At 61.9% G+C, this 18,664-nt stretch carries 17 protein-coding genes; 14 read left to right on the top strand and 3 right to left on the bottom strand.

Going from position 1 to position 18,664, the window contains the following annotated elements; all coding sequences use genetic code 11:
• The first annotated feature begins 10 nt into the window (after nt 1-10).
• The 3 genes from BUB23_RS02340 (at nt 11) to BUB23_RS02330 (ending at nt 2,739) form a co-directional block, all read left to right on the top strand.
• On the top strand, nt 11-934 hold the full coding sequence (locus BUB23_RS02340) for a histone deacetylase family protein (protein WP_073101645.1): 924 nt from the start codon (nt 11-13) through the stop codon (nt 932-934).
• A 125-nt stretch (nt 935-1,059) separates the two neighbouring features.
• Nucleotides 1,060-1,809: an electron transfer flavoprotein subunit beta/FixA family protein gene (locus BUB23_RS02335; RefSeq protein ID WP_073101445.1), complete on the top strand. Its 750-nt coding sequence runs from the start codon at nt 1,060-1,062 to the stop codon at nt 1,807-1,809.
• Nucleotides 1,810-2,739, top strand: a complete 930-nt coding sequence (locus BUB23_RS02330; RefSeq protein ID WP_073101444.1) for an electron transfer flavoprotein subunit alpha/FixB family protein — start codon at nt 1,810-1,812, stop codon at nt 2,737-2,739.
• 152 nt (nt 2,740-2,891) lie between these two features.
• Here BUB23_RS02330 and BUB23_RS02325 read toward each other — a convergent pair whose 3' ends face one another.
• Nucleotides 2,892-3,815 carry a LysR substrate-binding domain-containing protein gene (locus BUB23_RS02325; RefSeq protein ID WP_073101443.1) on the bottom strand — a complete coding sequence of 308 codons (924 nt, stop codon included), beginning with the start codon at nt 3,813-3,815 and terminating at the stop codon, nt 2,892-2,894.
• A gap of 126 nt (nt 3,816-3,941) precedes the next feature.
• On the opposite strand from BUB23_RS02325, the gene BUB23_RS02320 reads away from it, so the two are divergent.
• From BUB23_RS02320 to BUB23_RS02275, 11 genes are all read left to right on the top strand, one after another.
• Entirely contained in the window at nt 3,942-5,144 is a 1,203-nt protein-coding gene (locus tag BUB23_RS02320; RefSeq protein WP_073101442.1) for a CaiB/BaiF CoA transferase family protein, read from the top strand.
• A gap of 28 nt (nt 5,145-5,172) precedes the next feature.
• Entirely contained in the window at nt 5,173-5,982 is an 810-nt protein-coding gene (locus BUB23_RS02315) for an enoyl-CoA hydratase/isomerase family protein (protein ID WP_084135639.1), read from the top strand.
• A 30-nt stretch (nt 5,983-6,012) separates the two neighbouring features.
• Nucleotides 6,013-6,981, top strand: a complete 969-nt coding sequence (locus tag BUB23_RS02310; RefSeq protein ID WP_073101441.1) for a Bug family tripartite tricarboxylate transporter substrate binding protein — start codon at nt 6,013-6,015, stop codon at nt 6,979-6,981.
• Nucleotides 6,982-7,054: 73 nt separating this feature from the next.
• A complete protein-coding gene (locus BUB23_RS02305) occupies nt 7,055-8,551 on the top strand; it encodes an aldehyde dehydrogenase family protein (RefSeq protein ID WP_178372251.1) in 1,497 nt (498 codons plus the stop codon).
• 31 nt (nt 8,552-8,582) lie between these two features.
• Nucleotides 8,583-9,788 carry an ABC transporter substrate-binding protein gene (locus BUB23_RS02300; protein WP_073101440.1) on the top strand — a complete coding sequence of 402 codons (1,206 nt, stop codon included), beginning with the start codon at nt 8,583-8,585 and terminating at the stop codon, nt 9,786-9,788.
• 18 nt (nt 9,789-9,806) lie between these two features.
• Nucleotides 9,807-10,703, top strand: a complete 897-nt coding sequence (gene mmsB / locus BUB23_RS02295) for a 3-hydroxyisobutyrate dehydrogenase (RefSeq protein ID WP_073101439.1) — start codon at nt 9,807-9,809, stop codon at nt 10,701-10,703.
• A 164-nt stretch (nt 10,704-10,867) separates the two neighbouring features.
• Nucleotides 10,868-12,691 carry an acyl-CoA dehydrogenase gene (locus BUB23_RS02290; RefSeq protein WP_073101438.1) on the top strand — a complete coding sequence of 608 codons (1,824 nt, stop codon included), beginning with the start codon at nt 10,868-10,870 and terminating at the stop codon, nt 12,689-12,691.
• A gap of 94 nt (nt 12,692-12,785) precedes the next feature.
• Nucleotides 12,786-13,427, top strand: a complete 642-nt coding sequence (locus tag BUB23_RS02285; RefSeq protein WP_073101437.1) for a peroxiredoxin — start codon at nt 12,786-12,788, stop codon at nt 13,425-13,427.
• Nucleotides 13,428-13,840: 413 nt separating this feature from the next.
• The gene (locus tag BUB23_RS26960) at nt 13,841-14,017 is read left to right on the top strand and encodes a hypothetical protein (protein WP_178372250.1); all 177 of its coding nucleotides are present in this window, start codon (nt 13,841-13,843) and stop codon (nt 14,015-14,017) included.
• A gap of 108 nt (nt 14,018-14,125) precedes the next feature.
• Entirely contained in the window at nt 14,126-14,512 is a 387-nt protein-coding gene (rplS, locus tag BUB23_RS02280; protein WP_073101436.1) for a 50S ribosomal protein L19, read from the top strand.
• Nucleotides 14,513-14,574: 62 nt separating this feature from the next.
• Nucleotides 14,575-15,309: a CoA pyrophosphatase gene (locus BUB23_RS02275; RefSeq protein ID WP_073101435.1), complete on the top strand. Its 735-nt coding sequence runs from the start codon at nt 14,575-14,577 to the stop codon at nt 15,307-15,309.
• A 1,189-nt stretch (nt 15,310-16,498) separates the two neighbouring features.
• On the opposite strand, the gene rsgA is transcribed toward BUB23_RS02275, so the two are convergent.
• Both rsgA and BUB23_RS02265 read right to left on the bottom strand, forming a co-directional pair.
• Complete coding sequence (gene rsgA, locus BUB23_RS02270; RefSeq protein WP_073101434.1) at nt 16,499-17,404, bottom strand: ribosome small subunit-dependent GTPase A; 906 nt, start codon at nt 17,402-17,404, stop codon at nt 16,499-16,501.
• Nucleotides 17,397-18,641, bottom strand: coding sequence for a M48 family metallopeptidase (locus BUB23_RS02265; RefSeq protein ID WP_073101433.1), 1,245 nt, complete (start codon nt 18,639-18,641; stop codon nt 17,397-17,399). The genes rsgA and BUB23_RS02265 overlap by 8 nt, the downstream gene beginning before the upstream one ends.
• Nucleotides 18,642-18,664 lie beyond the last annotated feature (23 nt).

Below are 18,664 nucleotides of genomic sequence, written 5' to 3'. Positions count from 1 at the left end.
AATCATCCTTATGGAGACTCTATATATTACTCATCCCGCATGCCGCCTGCATGAAATGGGAAACTGGCATCCGGAATGCCCGCAACGGCTGGATGCCATCAACGACCAGTTGCTGGCCAGCGGGGTGATGCCTTTCCTCGAGCAGCAGGAAGCCCCCCTGGCCAGCCAGGCCGATATCCTCAGGGTGCATACCCACGAACACCTGGCCTATCTGCGCAGCCATTCCCCGGCGGCCGGCTACTTCGCCATCGACCCGGACACCATCATGAACCCGCATACGATAGAGGCGGCGCGGGCCGCCGCCGGGTCGGGGATAGCCGCCGTCGATGCCATCATGGCGCAAAAGGCGCGCACGGCTTTTTGCGCCGTGCGCCCGCCCGGCCATCATGCGCGCCCCGATGCCGCCATGGGCTTCTGTTTCTTCAACAATATCGCCATAGCGGCCGCCTACGCGCTTGAAAAGTACCAGCTCGAAAGGGTCGCCATCATCGACTTCGATGTGCACCACGGCAACGGCACCGAAGAAATGTTTTCCGAGGACCCCCGTGTGCTGATGTGCAGCTTCTTCCAGCATCCTTTCTTTCCCAACATATGTCAGGGCCATCCCGCCGAAAACATGGTAAATATACCGGTCGACGCCTATACCAACGGGGATGCCTTGCGCCTGCTGGCGAGCGACATCTGGCTGCCCCGGCTGGAGGCCTTCAGGCCCGAGTTCATTTTCATCTCCGCCGGTTTCGATGCCCACCGCGAAGACGACATGGGCCAGCTGGGCATGGTCGAAGCCGACTACGCCTGGATCACCGAGCAGGTCGTGCAACTGGCCGGGCACACGGCGCAGGGCAGGGTGGTCAGCTTCCTGGAGGGCGGGTACAACCTGTCGGCCCTGGGGCGCAGCGCGGTGGCCCACATCAGGGCGCTGGCGACGTTGTAGAATAAGAAGGTTTACGTGAATATCTTGTCCGGCAGGCAAGCCTGGGCGCAGCGCCGCGGGGCGCTCGGCCGTCCGCTTGCGATGCCGGGGTGGCAGCTTTTTTTTTAATCCTTGGAGAATGCTCGATGAAGGTATTGGTACCTGTCAAGCGTGTGGTTGATTACAACGTCAAAGTGCGCGTGAAATCCGATCAAAGCGGTGTGGATATCGCCAATGTGAAAATGTCCATGAACCCATTCGACGAAATCGCCGTCGAAGAAGCTACGCGCCTCAAGGAAAAGGGCGTCGCCACCGAGATCATCGCCGTTTCTTGCGGCGTTGCGCAATCCCAGGAAACCCTGCGCACCGCCATGGCCATTGGCGCCGACCGCGCCGCCCTGGTGCAGACCGATGTCGAACTGCAGCCCTTGGCCGTGGCCAAGCTGCTCAAGGCGCTGGTGGACAAGGAACAGCCTGGGCTGGTCATTCTGGGCAAGCAGGCGATCGACGACGACGCCAATCAGACCGGCCAGATGCTGGCCGCCTTGCTGGGCTGGCCGCAGGCCACTTTCGCCAGCAAGGTCGAAGTCTCGGGCGATACCGTGGCGGTGACGCGCGAAGTGGACGGCGGGCTCGAAACGCTGTCGCTCAAGCTTCCCGCCATCATCACCACCGATTTGCGCCTGAACGAGCCGCGCTACGTTACCCTGCCCAATATCATGAAGGCCAAGAAAAAGACGCTGGACGTCATTACGCCCGAGGAACTGGGCGTCGATGTCGCCCCGCGCTTGAAGACCCTGAAAGTTTCGGAGCCGCCCGCGCGTTCTGCGGGCATTATCGTGCCCGATGTGGCCGCGCTGGTCGACAAACTCAAGAATGAAGCGAAGGTGGTTTAAATGACGATACTTGTAATTGCTGAGCACGACAACGCGCACCTGAAGGTGGCGACCCTCAATACCATCGCGGCGGCGGCCAAGCTGGGCGGCGATATCCACGTGCTGGTGGCGGGCAGCGCCGCGCAGGCCGTTGCCGACCAGGCGGCGCAAGCCGCCGGCGTGGCCAAAGTGCTGCTGGCCGACGGCGCCGCGCTGGCCGACGGCCTGGCCGAGAATGTTGCCGCCCAGGTGCTGGCGCTGGCCGGCGGATACAGCCACATTCTGTTCCCCGCCACGGCGGCGGGCAAGAACGTGGCGCCCCGCGTGGCGGCCAAGCTCGATGTGGCGCAGATCTCCGATATCATTTCGGTCGAATCGCCCGACACCTTCACGCGCCCCATTTATGCCGGCAATGCCATCGCCACGGTGCAATCGGCCGATGCGATCAAGGTCATTACCGTGCGCACCACGGCATTCGACGGCGTCGCAGGCCAGGGCGGCAGCGCGGCGGTGGAATCGGTGGAAGTGGTGGCCGATTCCGGCTTGTCGTCGTTCGTCGGCCGTGAAGTCGCCAAAAGCGATCGTCCCGAGCTGGCCGGCGCGGCAGTGGTGGTTTCGGGCGGCCGCGGCCTGGGCAGCGCCGAGAACTTCAAGATTCTCGATCCGCTGGCCGACAAGCTGGGCGCGGCCCTGGGCGCCTCGCGCGCCGCGGTCGATGCGGGCTATGCGCCCAATGACTGGCAGGTCGGCCAAACAGGCAAGATCGTCGCCCCGCAGCTATACGTCGCCGTGGGAATCTCCGGGGCCATCCAGCATCTGGCCGGCATGAAAGACTCCAAGGTCATCGTTGCCATCAACAAGGACGCCGAGGCGCCGATATTCGGCGTCGCCGATTACGGCCTGGTGGCGGACCTGTTCCAGGCGGTGCCTGAACTGGTCGAGGCGCTGTAGTCCCTCAGGCTGGCCCGATGCAGGCGGGCAAGGCCCCGGCGGCTTGCCGCTGCGCGGCGGTGCTGTTCACCTGCCTGCATGCCGCTCGGATGAGCCAGGCACTGAACAGTCCGCAGGGACTGTTCAGTGCCTGGCTCATCCCCGGGGCCTTTTCAGTACAGCACCCGGCAGCCCAGCCAGCGCTGCTCCAGGATCAACTGCTTGATCAGCCCCTTGCATAGATTGATGACTTTGCTTACGGCCGGCGTGAGCGGCAGGCTGTCGCTCGAACATAGAACGATCTCCCGCGAAAGTTCGACATCCATTGAATGCGAGGTGATCGCGCCGTTGGCGATCTCGGGCTGAGCCGCCGAATACGGCAGCATGGTGGCGGCCAGTCCTTCCCGGACCGCGGGTATGAGGATGGCCGAGGTGCTGGCTTCGGCGAACAGGTTGTAGGTGAGCCGGGCTGCCAGGAATACATGATCGACGCGCGCCCTGAGCTTGTTGGGCAGGCTGGGCAGAATCAAGGGCAAGGCCGAAATGCTCTTGATCGTCACATTCTTTTCAGGCAGCTTCAGGCTGGGATGGGTAAGCAGGAACAAGTCTTCGACCAGCAGGGGGGTGAGCGAAATGCCCTTGATGGGCTGTTGATCGGGCGAAAGCGAAAAATCGACTCTTCCCTGAAGCACCAGCCGGGTCAGGTCGGCGCTCGGGATATCGACGATCTCCAATACGATTCCCGGAAACTCCTGTTTGACGAGCTTCATGAGCGGAAGGGCGATCATGCGCGCCGTGCTCGAGGCCAGGCCGATCGATACGGTGCCCGCGATCTGGTCATCGGTCCTGGCCAGCAGGCTGCGCGTGCTGTCGACCTGCCGGAGTATGGTCTGGGCGTGCCGGTAGAGCAGGACGCCCTCGGCCGTCGCATGCACCCCCTTGGACCCGCGCACCAGCAAACGCACTCCCAGATCTTCCTCCAGCAGGGCGATCTGCTGGCTCAGCGCGGGTTGCGCGACGTACAGGCTTTCCGCCGCGCGGGTCATGTTCTGCATTTCGAACACACGCACAAAGTATTGGAGTTGCCGCAGGTTCATGATCTGGCCTTGTCGTTACGTCCATTAATGAAATAAGTTTATCTTATGGTTCTATCGTTAAAAAGTATTTTTATTGCTTGCTATCTATACCTAGAATCGATGATGCTTAAAAAGGAGAGAAGCAAGATGAGCCTTCCATTATCTGGATTGAAAGTGCTGGATCTGACCCGCGCCCTGTCCGGGCCTTTCAGCACAATGATCTTGGCGGATCTCGGGGCCGAGGTGATCAAGGTCGAGCCCATGCCGGCGGGCGACATGGTGCGCCAGTGGGGGCCGTTCGACGAGGACATAAGCGTTTATTATCTTAGCGCCAACCGGAATAAAAAGGGAATTGGAATCGACTTCCGCAGCGCGGAGGGCCTGGCCCTGATCAAGGAAATGGCGCTCAAGTCCGACATCGTGGTGGAAAATTTCAAGGTGGGCACCATGGAAAACATGGGCCTGGGCTACGACGAGCTTTCCAGGGAAAAGCCCGGAATCATCATGGCGTCGATTTCCGGTTTCGGCAGCAAGGGCCCGGCGAAGGACTGGGCGGGCTTCGACCAGATTGCCCAGGGCTATTCCGGATTCATGAGCCTGACCGGCACCGATGAATCGGGCCCCACGCGGGTCGGCACCGCGATAGGCGACCTCACCGCGGGCATGTGGATAGTCATCGGGATACTGGCCGCCGTGGTCGAGCACAAGAACAGCGGCCGCGGGCAGCATGTGGAAACGTCGCTGCTGGCCAGCCTGATGGGTCTGCTCAGCGTCCAGGGCCAGCGCTACCTGAGCGTCCAGGAGGTGCCGCAGCCCTGCGGCAACGTGCACCCGGTCATTGCGCCATACGGCACTTTCGAGACGGCCGACGGTCCGCTGAACCTGGCGCCGGCGACTCACGCGATGTGGGGCAAGCTGTGTTCGATACTCGGCCTGGAAGCGCTTGCCTCCGACCCCCGCTTCCTGACCAATGCCGACCGGATGCAGAATCGCCATGCGCTCAAGGAACTGCTGGAAGCCAGCCTGAAGCGCCGCAGCCGCATGGAGTGGACGCCCCTGATGATAGAAAACGGCATCCCGGCGGGTCCCATCAACACGCTGGACGATGTGTTCAGCGACCCGCAGGTACTGGCCTGCAAGCTGGTCCAGACGGTGGAGCATCCGGTGCTGGGCGAATTGAAACAGGTGGGGCTGCCGCTGAGCATGACCCACATGGAAGACGGTTCGTCGGTGCGCACCGCCCCGCCGCTGTTCGGCCAGCACACCAGCGCCGTGTTCGCGGACTATGGTTTTGCGCCGGCGGAAATCGAACGCCTGCTTGGGCAAAAAGTGATACACCAGGCCGGCTGAGCAAAATCCAATATATCGACAGGCAAGCATGTCAGACACCAGCAGCGCCAAAGACGACACATCGAGAGACACTCCCGGCGGCGCGACCGCGCCGCAACTGGCCGTGGACGGCCCCATCGCGACCATCCGGCTGCGCAAGCCCGAATACGCCAACCGCCTGAGCCCCGGCGACCTGCAAACGCTGCGCGGGCATATCGCCACGGTAAACCAGGCGCCGCAGGTGCTGGTGCTGCGGTTCACGGCCGAAGGCAAGTATTTCTGCAGCGGCTACGACATCTCGTCGCTGGCGGCCGCGAACGCCCCCAGTTCGCTTTTCTTCGGGGAAACCATGGACCTGATAGAAAGCGCAAGGCCCGTCACCATCGCGGCGGTCAACGGCGGCGCCTACGGCGGCGGGACGGATCTCTGCCTGGCTTGCGACTTCCGCATCGGCACGCCGGCGGCCAATATGTTCATGCCCGCGGCCAGGCTCGGCCTGCATTTCTATCCCGGCGGCATGGCCAGATATATATCCAGGCTGGGCCTGAACCAGGCCAAGCGCCTGTTCCTGACGGCCGAGAAAATCGATGCCGGGGAAATGCTGCGCATCGGCTTCCTGACGGAAATCGTCGAGGACGACCGCTTGATGCCGCGCGTGGATGAGCTCAGCCAGCTGCTGGCGGGCATGGCGCCCATTGCCCTGCTGGGCATAAAGAAACATTTGAATCTGATCGCGAGGGCGCAGATCGACAGCCGGGACATCGACCAGGGAGTGCTTCTTTCGGAAAGCTCCAGCGATATCTCGGAAGGGGCGCTGGCCTGGAAGGAAAAACGGCCGCCGCGCTTTACCGGCGCCTGAAATACCAATAAACAGCAAAAGGAGACAGCAATGAAAGGGATCAAGGAAGTATGTTTTGCATGCATGGCGCTGGGCGTCGTGGCGACGGCCCAGGGCGCTGAAAGCTATCCCGCCCGGCCGATCACTCTGATCATCGGCTTTCCCCCCGGCGGGGGCGCCGATAATGTCGGCCGCATATATGCCAACAGCCTGTCCAGATTATTGAAGCAGCCCGTCGTCATCGAGAACCGGCCGGGCGCCGGATCGACCATAGGGGCGGCCCAGGCCGCAAAGGCCAAGCCCGACGGCTATACCCTGTACCTGGGCAATTCCAGCGTCATGGGCAGCGACAGCGTGCTTTACAGCGTCAGCTATACCCCCGACGACTTCATGCCGGTGGCCCGGCTCACCATCGCGCCCATGATACTGATCGCCAGCAAGAAATCGGGCATCAGCAGCGTGGAGGACCTGCTGCAGCGGGCCAGAAAGGCGCCCAATACGATCAACGTGGCCTCGTCCGGCAACGGCGTCATCACCCATCTCGCGGCGGTGGAATTCATGAGCGCCAGCGCCACCAAGCTGATGCATATCCCTTTCAAGGGCGGGGCGCCCGCCACCCAGTCGGTTGCCGCCGGCGATACGGATATTTCCTTTGCCACCGCGCCTTCGGCCCGCAGCGCCATCGATACCGGCAAGGCCATAGGCCTGGGGATCACCACCGCCCAGCCGTCCAGCCTTATTCCCCAGTACCGGCCTATTGCCGACCTTGGCGTTCCCGGCTACAACATTGCCAACTGGTGGGGCATCTTCGTGCCCAAGGGCACACCCGCGGCGGCGGTGGACGTCCTGTTCAAGGCGACCAATGAAATACTGGCGGACAAGGACGTGCGCCAGAACTTCGCCTCCGGCTACGAGGATGTCGCGCCGTCGGCCTCCGTCGAGGAATTCGCCAAGTTCGCGCGGCAAGAGGGAGAGCAGGGCCTGCGGCTGGCCAAAGCCAGCCGCGAAACCGCCAATTAGGCTGGCGCGGGCCGTCCGGCCCGAAGCTTGAAGAATAAAGAGAATATCCATCAACAGGAACAGGAGACCTACCTTGGGCAATTCATCTCAGGCGGCCGCGGCCGCGATATCGCTGGCGCAGCGTCTATCGGGATACCATCTGATCGGCGGCCGGTTCACGCCGGCCCTTTCAGGGGCCAGCTTTCCGGTCCTCAATCCCGCCACGGGCAAGGAAATCGGCCGCGCCGCGGAAGGCGCCGCGGCCGATGTGGATGCCGCCGTCGAAGCCGCCTTCAAGGCGCAAGCCGCCTGGGCCCGCACATCGGCGCGCGAGCGCGGCAAGGCCTTGCATGAATGCGCCCGGCGCCTGCTGGAGCACTCGGAAGAAATCGCCCAGCTCCTCGCCCTGGAAACCGGCAAGGCCATCCGCAGCGAAAGCCGGGGCGAAGCGACGCTGGTGGCGGAAAGCTTCAGTTTCTATGGCGGCCTCACCAGCGAACTCAAGGGCGAAACCGTGCCCTTCGATCCCAAGATGCTGACGCTGACGCAGCGCGAGCCGATAGGCGTGGTCGCCGCCATCATCCCCTGGAATGCGCCCCTGATGCTGATGGCATTCAAGATCGCGCCGGCGCTTGCGGCTGGCAACACGGTGGTGGTCAAGTCCGCCGAAGAGGCGCCCCTGGCCGCCTTGCGGGTAATGGAAATCCTCAATGAAGTGCTGCCGGCCGGAGTGGCCAATATCCTGTCCGGGGATGGCCCGGCTTGCGGCGCGCCGCTGGTGGATCACCCCAGGATAGGCAAGGTGACCTTCACCGGATCGGTCGAGACCGGCAAGCATATTGCCCGTGCGGCCGCCGAAAAGCTGATTCCGGTCACCCTGGAGCTGGGCGGGAAAAGCCCCATGATCGTCATGGGCGACGCCGACCTGGACAAGGCGGTGGCCGGGGCCGTGGCGGGCATGCGTTTTACGCGCCAAGGCCAAAGCTGCACCGCCGCTTCCCGCATGTTCGTGCACGAATCCATCGTCGATGCGTTTGTCGAGAAGGTCAAGGAAAAGGTCAACGCCATGAAAATGGGCGACCCGCTCGATGAGGCCACCGATATAGGCAGCATTATTTCGCAGGCCCAGTTCGAACGCGTGCATTTTTACATCAAGCTGGGCGAGCAAGTGCCGGGGGCGAAATCCCATCGCTTGTCCGCGGTGCCCGATGGCCCGGAATTCAAGGACGGGCTTTTCGTCCAGCCCGTGATCTTCACGGGAGTGTCCAACGACCATCGACTGGCCCGCGAAGAAATCTTCGGCCCGGTCACTTGCGTCATCGCTTTCAAAGACTACGAGGACGCCATCCGGCAGGCCAATGACTCGGACTTCGCGCTGGCCGCGACCATCTGGACCAGCAACATAACGCTGGCGATGGATGCGACGCAGCGCCTGCAGGCCGGCTTCGTACAGGTCAACCAGAACATCGTCGCGCAGCCAGGGCTGTCCTACGGTGGCATAAAGCAGTCGGGCCTTGGAAAGGAAGCATCACTGGAGGCGATGCTGGAACACTTCACCAACAAGAAAACCATCATTATTAATCTAGCCTGACCACAGGCATCGAAACCAACGGAGACAACACATGAAAAAGAACATTATGGCCTTGGCGCTGGCCGCCAGCTTTGCCGCGGCGCCGGCTTTCGCCGCCGGCGATGTCATGCGCATCGGCGTCCTGAATGATCAGTCCGGACTGTATTCCGACTTCGGCGGCGTCACGTCCGTGGTCGCCGCCAGGATGGCGGTGGAAGACTTCGGCGGCACCCTGCTGGGCAAGAAGATCGAAGTCCTTTCCGCCGACCACCAGAACAAGACCGATATCGCCACTTCCACGGCGCGCAAGTGGTTCGACGTGGACAATGTCGAGGTCATTGCCGACCTGACCAACTCCGCCGTCGCCCTCGCCGTCCAGGGGCTGGCCAAGGAACGCGGAAAAATAACGCTGGCGTCCGGGCCGTTTTCGACCCGGCTGACCAATGAAAGCTGCTCTCCCACGGGGTTTCATTGGACCTTCGATACTTATGCGTCGTCGGTCGGGACCGCCCGCGGCGTCCTGCAGGAAGGCGGGAAAGACTGGTTCATCATGGCCGCCGACTATGCATTCGGCGCGCAGATGGCGGCGGACCTGACGAAAACGGTGGTCGCCAATGGCGGCAAGGTGCTGGGCCAGGTCAACCACCCGGTCAATACCGCCGATTTCGCCTCTTTCCTGCTGCAGGCGCAGTCTTCCAAGGCCAAGATCGTGGGCCTGGCCAATGGCGGCACGGACACCGTCAACTCCATCAAGCAGGCGGCGGATTTCGGCCTGGTCGACCAGGGGCAGCGGCTGGTGGCCCTGGCCCTGGTCATCAGCGATGTGCATGCGCTGGGCCTGGCCAAGGCGAAAGGGCTGGTCGCCACGACGGCCTATTACTGGGACCGGGACGACGCGAGCCGCGAGTTCGCGCGGAAATTCGAAGAGCGCACCAAGCGCAAGCCGGGCATGGTGCAGGCAGGCGTGTATTCGTCCGTGCTGCACTATCTGAAGGCCGCCAAGGCGGCTGGAACCCTGGATGGCAAGGCGGTCGCGGAAAAAATGCGGGAACTGCCGGTGAACGACTTCTTCGCGCACAACGGCAAAGTGCGGGCGGACGGACGCATGGAGCACGACATGTTCCTCATCCAGGTCAAGACGCCCGAAGAGTCCAAGGGCCCCTGGGATTACTACAAAATCCTCAGGACCATCCCGGCGGCCCAGGTCACCATCCCGCTAGCCGAGAGCAAGTGCGAGCTGATAAAGCAAAAAAGCTGAACAAACAGGAGGAGCATTATGTCGACCATTGCCTTTATTGGATTGGGCAACATGGGCCAGCCCATGTGCGGGAACTTGTTGAAAGCCGGGCATGCCGTCATCGGCTTTGACCTGGTCAGCGGGAATTGCGATCGCCTGGCGGCCGCGGGCGGCCAGGCCGCCGCTTCGATCGCGGATGCCGTGGCGGGGGCCGATATCGTCATTTCGATGGTCCCCACCGGCAAGCATGTGCGCGCGGTCTATGAAGGGCCGGACGGCGTATTGCAGAATGCGCGCCCGGGCGCGCTATTGATAGACAGCTCGACCATCGATGTCGAGAACTCGCGGGCGGTGAGCAAGGCGGCCGAGGCGGCGGGTTTTGTCATGGTCGACGCCCCGGTTTCGGGCGCCGTGCCGGCCGCGCAGGCCGCCACCCTGGTATTCATGGTGGGAGGAAGCCGGGAAGCCTTCGACCGGGCGGCGCCGGTGCTGCAATGCATGGGCTCGTCCCTGGTCCATGTGGGCCCCGCGGGCTGCGGCCAGGCCATGAAGATCTGCAACAATATGATGGCCGGCATGAGCATGGTGGCGCTCAGCGAGGTTTTCACCCTGGCCGAGCGCCTGGGCCTGGATTACCAGACCGTGCACGACGTCATGACCAAGGCATCGGGCAATTGCTGGGCCTTGCAGGCGTATTGCCCGGTGCCCGGCCCGGTTCCCGCTTCGCCGGCCAACCGGGACTATGCCGCCGGGTTTTCCATGGGCCTGATGCTCAAGGACATGCGCCTGTCGCAGAGCGCGGCGGCCGACGCGGCCACCTCCACCCCCATGGCCGCAAGCGCCGCCGCCCTCTATCAGAAAGCCGTCGACGAGGGATACGCCGCCAAGGATTTCAGTTTCATTTTCAAGCTGGTTTCGGGGCGCGCCGGAGCCTGAACCCGGTTGCCGGCGGGGCCGGCTTGCCGATTTCCCGCCGGCCGGTATCCAGGCGCGTCCGGCGCCGGGAAAGTATGGCAAAATGATTTTCGCAGATCGTCCACGAAAACCGGGCCCTAGTTCGAATAAATCTGCTATTCGGCCGTTTAAAGCATGGAGAAAAAGTGACTTACCGCGCGCCTACCCAAGATATCCGTTTTGTCCTGAAAGAACTGGCCGACCTCGATGGCGTGCTGGCATTGCCGGGTTTTGAAGAAGTGTCCGAGGACCTGGTCGATGCGGTGCTTCAGGAAAACGCCCGCTTCGTCGAGCAGGCCATTGCGCCGCTGAACCGCGCCGGCGACACCACGCCCGCCAAATGGAACGACGGGGCGGTGACGACTTCGCCGGGCTTCAAGAAAGCCTTCGCCGAGTTCGCCCAGGGGGGCTGGCAAGGCCTGCAGCACGAACAGGAATGGGGCGGCCAGGGCCTGCCCAAGCTGGTGGGCGCGGCGGCCAGCGAAAACATCAATGCCGCCAACCTGGCGTTTTCCTTGTGTCCCTTGCTGACCGACGGGGTCATCGAAGCCCTGGCCGCGGTCGGCACGCAGGAACAGCAGTCGCGATTCATTCCGCCCATGCTGGAGGGCCGCTGGACGGGCACCATGAACCTGACCGAGCCGCAAGCGGGATCCGACCTGGCCCAGGTCGCCACCAGGGCGGTGAAGCAGGGCGATGGCGCCTACCGCTTGTCGGGGCAGAAAATCTTCATCACCTACGGCGAGCACGATATGGCCGAAAATATCGTGCACCTGGTCCTGGCCCGGACTCCCGACGCGCCCAAAGGCGTCAAGGGGATCTCGCTGTTCATCGTTCCCAAGTTCCTGGTCAACGAGGACGGTTCCCTGGGCGCGCGCAACGATGTCTGGTGCGCGTCGCTCGAACACAAGCTGGGCATACATGGCAGCCCGACCGCCGTCCTGCTGTACGGCTCGGGCAAGGGCGAGGCCGGAGAGGGCGCGGTCGGCTATCTGGTCGGCGAGGAAAACCGCGGCCTCGAGTACATGTTCATCATGATGAATGCGGCGCGCTACGCCGTAGGCATACAGGGCATCGCCGTGTCCGAGCGCGCCTTGCAGCACGCCATGGCCTATGCCCATGAGCGCCTGCAGGGCCAGGCGCTGGAAGGCTCGGCGGGCCCGGTCGCCATCGCCGACCACCCCGATGTGCAGCGCATGCTGCTGACCATGAAATCCTTGACCGAAGGCGGGCGCGCCCTGGCCTATGTCGCGGCCGCGGCCTGCGACAAGTCGCGCCGCCACGCCGATCCGGCCGTGAGGGCGAAGAACAAGGCGGTTTACGAATACCTGGTGCCCATCGTCAAGGGGTTCTCGACGGAATCGTCGGTCGAGGTGGCTTCCCTGGGCGTGCAAGTCCACGGCGGCATGGGCTTCATCGAAGAAACCGGCGCGGCGCAGTATTACCGCGACGCGCGCATCCTGCCCATATACGAAGGCACGACCGCCATCCAGGCCAATGATTTCGTCGGCCGCAAGATCTTGCGCGATGGCGGCGCCGTGGCCCAGGGACTGGCCCTGGAAATGCAGGCCACGGTGGCGCAGCTGGAGGCCGCCGCCGCCCGGGGCGGCGCTGGCGCCGATGGCCTGGCGCTTATCGCGCGGCGCCTGGCCGCGGCCGTTGCCGCTTACGAAAGCGCCACCGGGTTTGTCCTGAGCAGCGCCAAAGACGCGCTGCGCGCCGTCTTCCTGGGCAGCGTGCCGTATCTGCTGCTGGCGGGCGTGGTAAATGCTGGCTGGCAGCTGGCGCGGGCCGCCCTGGTTGCCAGCCAACAGGCCGATGCGGGCAAGGGTTCGGACTTCTATACTCAGAAACTGGCCACCAGCATATTCTATGCGGCCCACATCCTGCCGCGCGCGGAATCCCTGTCGATTGCCGTGCTTGAAGGCGGGGTGGCCAGCCAGTATGCCGGGCTTGCGGTCCACGCATAAGTTTATGCTTAAAGGTTATTTCCTTTAGGTTTCTTATACTGCCAAAATCTAAGGCATACCTTTTTCATTTTGTTCTACGACTAAGAGAGCCATCATGACAACTTTGCGCCTGGGCGACACCGCCCCTGATTTTGAACAGGATTCCTCCATCGGCAAGATCCGCTTTTACGACTATCTGGGCGACAGCTGGGGCGTGCTTTTCTCGCATCCGGCCGACTTCACGCCCGTATGCACCACGGAACTGGGCTACACGGCCATTGTGTCCGGCGAGTTCGCCAAGCGCAATGTCAAGGTGATTGCCGTTTCGGTCGACGATGCCGAGTCGCACAAAAAGTGGATCGAGGACATCAACGACACGCAGAACACCAAAGTGGATTTCCCCATCCTGGCCGACCAGGACCGCAAGGTGTCGACGCTGTATGACATGATCCACCCCAATGCCAGCGCCACCGCCACGGTGCGTTCGGTGTTCATCATCGACCCCGCCAAGAAGATACGCCTGACCCTGACCTACCCCGCCAGCACCGGACGCAATTTCAATGAAATCCTGCGCGTCATCGATTCGCTGCAGCTTACCGACAGCCACAGCGTGGCCACGCCGGTGAACTGGGAAGACGGCGACGACGTCATCATCGTCCCATCCCTGAAGGACGAAGCCGTGCTCAAGGAAAAATTCCCCAAGGGCTATACGGCCGTGCGCCCCTACCTGCGCATCACGCCCCAGCCCAATAAATAAGGGTCTGTTCCCAAATAAGGGCCGCCTCCAGTAAAAAATCCCGTCCTTGGACGGGATTTTTTTTTGCCGCCGGGATGAGCCCGGACACAGGACAGTCCCTGCGTGAACTGACCCCCAAAAGTTGGACACGACTCTAACCTTTGGGTGTTGTGCATGGCGAATCCGAGCGGCATGCAGGCCGCGAGGTGGATAGCGAGCCGCGTAAGCGGTGAAGCGTGGGGCTTTTTTTGCTGCGGCTGTGGTATTTGCAGCACAAAAGCATAAAACGCTTGCAAAGACTACTGTTGTTTTATACAGTCCATCAAGGAACAGCTGTATTTTTAAACAGTATCGCTCGCAGCGTGGCGCTTGCCGCCCAAGCCGGTTTTTCAGGCTGGCGCCGCCTACGCTGCGGCTTACCCGGAGACCGTCCCATGCAAACCTACCAGCCCAAAAAAGCGCCATCCAAATGGCCATTTCCGCCGCGTCCCAGCCGCAGCAAGTCGTCCCGGCTCACACGCGGCGCCATGGTTACCGATATTTGCCTGGTGGCCGTATGGGGGGCGACGATTCCTGGCCTCATGTGGCTGGGGGCCGCAGGCGGCTTTTAAAATAAGCCGATTGCTTGTACAATGATCGGCTTTGCTAACTCATCCTCTGTCGGGCTTTGCCATAAACCAAAAATTGGCCCGCGTCATGATGAAATCTGGAGCTTTACCGTGAATTTGATCGAAACCCTCGAACAAGAAGAAATCGCCCGCCTTACCGGCGGCGAAGCCAAACCCCAGTTTGGCCCCGGCGACACCGTCATCGTCAACGTAAACGTGGTCGAAGGCGCCCGCAAGCGCGTCCAGGCCTATGAAGGCGTGGTCATCGGCCGCCGCAACCGCGGCTTGAATTCGTCCTTCATCGTGCGCAAGATTTCCTCGGGCGAGGCGGTGGAACGTACGTTCCAGCTTTATTCCCCGCAGATCGCCAGCATCGAAGTAAAGCGCCGCGGCGATGTCCGCCGTGCTAAACTTTATTACTTGCGCAGTCGTTCGGGTAAGGCCGCTCGCATTAAAGAAAAGCTGGTTCGCAACCCCAAGAAAGCAGCCGCCAAATAAGCAGCGCGTTTCCGGTTTAAACCAGCAAAGGCACCCAAGGGGTGCCTTTGCTTTATGAATTTATGTCGCAAAGCATTTTTCCTCCTCGAAGCAGGCGTGTGGTGGTGCCGGGTTTTGATCCCCAGGCCCAGCCTGTTGTCCAGAGCGAAATACTGCCGCCTCTTTCGGAAGCGTCCATCCAGCTCGATTTCATCTGCTCGGCTTTTGCCTGTCCTGTCGAATGGCAGGTCGAGCCGGTTTTCAGCGATTCCTTCCAGGCCGATTTCCCGGACAGCCAGGATGCCATCCGGGCTGCGGTGCTTTTCCCCTTGGTGCAGCGTCCGTCGGGCCTGCACGTGCTTTTTACGCGCCGCGCCTCGCATTTGCATGATCATGCCGGGCAAATCAGCTTTCCCGGCGGGCGCATTGAACCGACGGACCGCGATGCGATGTCCGCCGCCTTGCGCGAAACCTACGAGGAAATCGGCGTGCCGCCGGATTTCATCGAGCTTATCGGCACGCAGCCCAGCTTTCTGACGTCGACCCGTTTCACCATGAAGCCCATCATCGGCTTGATACGCCCCGGTTTTACGATAACGCCGGACGTGACGGAGGTCGCGGAGGTGTTCGAGGTGCCCCTGTCGGTGCTGATGGACACGCGTCTGCATCGCCTGCACGAGGCCCAGTTGCCCGAAGGCGGCCATCGTTATTATTTTTCGATGACATGGCACTCTTATTTCATCTGGGGCGCTACAGCGGCTTTGATCCGTAATTTCTACCATTACCTCGCCGCCGCCCAGGCCAAGTTCCATCCATAACCCTGGCGCCTGCGCGTGTGATGTGTGCTTGATCTTGGCGTTTTGTCGTTATTCTTCTGGCACGTGATTGGTTCTTAAGACGTATGCCGGTTCTTGATCTGTTGCTATTCTTCTGACGTATGCCGGTTCTTGATCTGTTGTTATTCTTCTGACGTGTGCCGGTTCCTGGGGGCCTTGTTCTGCGACGCGTTGCCGGTCCAGCACCTGCGCGCTGGACACCGCCCCGCCTTGCTCGTCCGCCCCGTTCGGGGCTCCCTTCGCGATCGGCTGGCTCGGCCCCGGACGTCGCGCCACAAGGCCCCCAGGACCCGACCCACTGCGTATCATTAATTGTTTCGCCGCTGGGGCGGGCGGGGTGCTTGGCATTTTTGCGTGATGCTGCTGGCTGGCAGAAGAATTTGCGGGGCCGCCAAAAAGTCGATCCCCGCCGGATCGCCTTTTTGGCATACGGGCAGGTAGGTTGAGAGGCTGCTGGATTTGAGGTTTGCCTATACTGGGTTGACGCTTGTCTATACTGGGTTTGAGGCTCGCTTATATTTATTTGATCGTTAGATCGTTAATTGGATCGCTGCCTGAATGTTGGGATCGGTAGAATCTCAGCTTTCATTGCTTTAAACACAAAAATACTGACAGTCCCACAGGTCCGGGTAAGTTGTTGCCAAGTTTGATCGGCGCAATACAACATCGAATACAACACCGTAGCCTGGCCAGCATCGTAGGCCGTATCAGCCCCAATGCCCAAGCGGGCCGGCTGGCGGCCCGCGCCGGGCGAGCGCGCAAGCTTTTCTGCCAGCCGCAGCCATCACAGAAAAATGCCAAGCACCCGACCCGTCCCGGCAGAGATACAAACCCTGCGATGCAGTCGTTGGCGCGGTGGTGGAAGGTAGCGGTCCGTCCGGGGCCGAGCGAGCCGATCGTGAAGGGAGCGCGAAGGCGCGGACGAACTAGGCGAGGCGGGGTCCGGCGCGCGGGGCGCCGGACCAGGCAACGCGGACCGCTACCTTCCACCACCGCGGCAGCGGCGTGTCAAGAACCGGCAAGCGTGTCAAGAACCGGCAAGCATGTCAAGAACCGGCAAGCGTGTCAAGAACCGGCAAGCGTGTCAAGAACCGGTAAGCGTGTAAAGAAGAACCACAGTTCCATCAGCACGGCGGCGTCTAAGGCGTCCTAGTCGGCGGCGGCTATCAAATCAATACCGTCCCTGCGCCTCGTTCTCCGCCAATATCCGCTTGTAAAGCTCATGGCGTTGCGTCGTGATGGCGCCTTGCTCTATCGCCGCCAGCACCCCGCAGCCCGGCTCATGCCGGTGCGTACAGTTATAGTAGCGGCAATGCTCGATCGCATCCTTGAACTCGGGAAAGCCCCGTTCGATATCCGTCGCGCTCAAATGATAAAGACCGAAAGCCTGAAAACCCGGCGAATCGATGATATCGCCCGGCTGGTCCGGCAGATGATACAAATGCGTGCTCGTCGTCGTATGCTTGCCGGCCCCCAAAGCCTGCGAATGCTCCTGCGTATGCGCCCTCGCGTCCGGCACCAGCGCATTCAGTATCGTCGACTTCCCCATGCCGCTCTGCCCCAGCAACAGCGTGCAGCGGTCGCGCAGCAGCGGCAGCAGCGCGGCGCGCATCTCTTGCGGCGCATGAGCGCTCAACTCGACGATATGGATGTCCAGCCCCGCCAAAGTCGCCAGGCGCTTGCGCGCCCCGGCCACGCTGCTTTCGAGATCTATCTTGTTCAGGACCACTATCGGCGCTATGCCCGCGCTCCAGGCCGCCACCAGCGCCCGGCCGGTCAGGTCGTCCGAAAAAGCCGGCTCCGGCGCCACCACTATCAGCAGCTGGTCCACATTGGCCGCGAATTGTTTCGTGCGCATATCGTCCGAACGGTACAGCAGATTGCGGCGTTCCAGAATGCGGTCTATGGACCCTTCGTCGGCGCCTTGCGGACTGATGACCACATAGTCGCCCACTGTCGCGCCCGCCTTCTTGCCGCGGGGAAAGCATTTGCGCAAGCTGCCGTCGGGCAGTTCCACCGTGTAGTGGCGCCCATGGGCGGCGATAATGCGGCCCTGGAGGGCGGGGGCGTCAGCCATGTTTCAAGTTCTGTATGCGTAGCACGGCGGGAGGATGACTGTCGTAAAACGCCGAGTGTACCGGATCGGGCGTCAGGGTGGCGGCGTTGTCGTCATAAAGCTTGACCAGGGCAGACACCAGCGCATCCGCGGAACACTGCCGCGCCGCGTACCGGTCGGCCTGGAACTCGTCGCGCCGCGAGAACCAGCTGGCCAGAGGCGTGAACCAGAACGTGAAAACCGGAATGACCAGAAAGAAAAGTATCAATGCCAGGGCATCGTTGGGGCGGCCCAGTTGCGGCACGACGCCCAGTTGCACATAGAACCATACCTGCGACGAAAGCCAGCCCAGCAGCAAGGCGAACACGAGGGCCAGGCCGAAGCTGACGACCATGCGCTTGAGGATGTGCTTGTGCTTGAAGTGGCCCAGTTCATGCGCCAGCACGGCTTCGACTTCGTCGACATTCAGGCGCGAAAGCAGCGTGTCGAAAAAAACGATGCGCCGCGCTTTGCCGAAGCCGGTGAAATAGGCATTGCCGTGGGCCGATCGCTTCGAGCCGTCCATCACGAACAAGCCTCCCAGCGAAAACCCGCAACGCTGCGCCAGGCGGTGGATGCGGTCCGCCATTTCCGGATTGTTCAATGGCGTGAATTTGTTGAAAAACGGCGCAATCACGGTGGGGAAGAGCCAAAGGATCAGCAAGTTGAAGGCCACCCATGTGCCCCATGCCCACCAGACCCAATTGGCGCCGGCATTGGCCATGATCCACAAGACGCAGGCCACCAGGGGCGTGCCCAGGAGCAGCGTCAGGAACAAGGTCTTCAGGGCGTCCAGCACGAACAATTTGGGCGTCATGCGGTTGAAGCCGAAGCGGGCCTCCAGCTTGAATTTTTTCCATATCGAAAAAGGCAGGCCCACGACGCCCAGCAGGGCCAGTACGGCGCCTATCAGGGCCAGCTGGCGCAGCATTTCGTTTTCTATCAGGTAGCCCAGCCGCAGATCGAGAAATTGCAAGCCGCCCAGCAGGGTGAACGCCACCAGCACGGCTGCTTCGACGACCCGTTCGACCATGGAGATCCGCATCTTGGCCGCCGTGTAGTCGGCCGCGCGCTGATGGCTGTACAGCCCTATGCGGTCGGAGAACTCGGCGGGCACCTCCGCGCGGTGCCGCCGCACATGGCGAATCTGGCGCGATGCCAGCCAGAGCCGCAACGCGACATCGGACAGTAAGAAGACAATAAATGCCAAGGTGAACATAAGAAGCGCCAGTATGCGAGAAT

Origin of the sequence: Pollutimonas bauzanensis, from assembly GCF_900129885.1 — a bacterium.
Taxonomy (GTDB): domain Bacteria; phylum Pseudomonadota; class Gammaproteobacteria; order Burkholderiales; family Burkholderiaceae_B; genus Pollutimonas; species Pollutimonas bauzanensis.
This window is presented reverse-complemented; position numbering and strand designations above follow the sequence as displayed.

Bases quoted from the DNA above. Each gene is read 5' to 3' on its own strand.
- BUB23_RS02320 (WP_073101442.1), top strand. From the start codon at position 3,942: ATGAGCCTTCCATTATCTGGATTGAAAGTGCTGGATCTGACCCGCGCC.
- BUB23_RS02300 (WP_073101440.1), top strand. From the start codon at position 8,583: ATGAAAAAGAACATTATGGCCTTGGCGCTGGCCGCCAGCTTTGCCGCG.
- BUB23_RS02340 (WP_073101645.1), top strand. From the start codon at position 11: ATGGAGACTCTATATATTACTCATCCCGCATGCCGCCTGCATGAAATG.
- rsgA (WP_073101434.1), bottom strand. From the start codon at position 17,404: ATGGCTGACGCCCCCGCCCTCCAGGGCCGCATTATCGCCGCCCATGGG.
- BUB23_RS26960 (WP_178372250.1), top strand. From the start codon at position 13,841: ATGCAAACCTACCAGCCCAAAAAAGCGCCATCCAAATGGCCATTTCCG.
- BUB23_RS02265 (WP_073101433.1), bottom strand. From the start codon at position 18,641: ATGTTCACCTTGGCATTTATTGTCTTCTTACTGTCCGATGTCGCGTTG.
- BUB23_RS02315 (WP_084135639.1), top strand. From the start codon at position 5,173: ATGTCAGACACCAGCAGCGCCAAAGACGACACATCGAGAGACACTCCC.
- BUB23_RS02335 (WP_073101445.1), top strand. From the start codon at position 1,060: ATGAAGGTATTGGTACCTGTCAAGCGTGTGGTTGATTACAACGTCAAA.
- BUB23_RS02275 (WP_073101435.1), top strand. From the start codon at position 14,575: ATGTCGCAAAGCATTTTTCCTCCTCGAAGCAGGCGTGTGGTGGTGCCG.
- BUB23_RS02330 (WP_073101444.1), top strand. From the start codon at position 1,810: ATGACGATACTTGTAATTGCTGAGCACGACAACGCGCACCTGAAGGTG.
- BUB23_RS02310 (WP_073101441.1), top strand. From the start codon at position 6,013: ATGAAAGGGATCAAGGAAGTATGTTTTGCATGCATGGCGCTGGGCGTC.
- mmsB (WP_073101439.1), top strand. From the start codon at position 9,807: ATGTCGACCATTGCCTTTATTGGATTGGGCAACATGGGCCAGCCCATG.
- BUB23_RS02285 (WP_073101437.1), top strand. From the start codon at position 12,786: ATGACAACTTTGCGCCTGGGCGACACCGCCCCTGATTTTGAACAGGAT.
- BUB23_RS02325 (WP_073101443.1), bottom strand. From the start codon at position 3,815: ATGAACCTGCGGCAACTCCAATACTTTGTGCGTGTGTTCGAAATGCAG.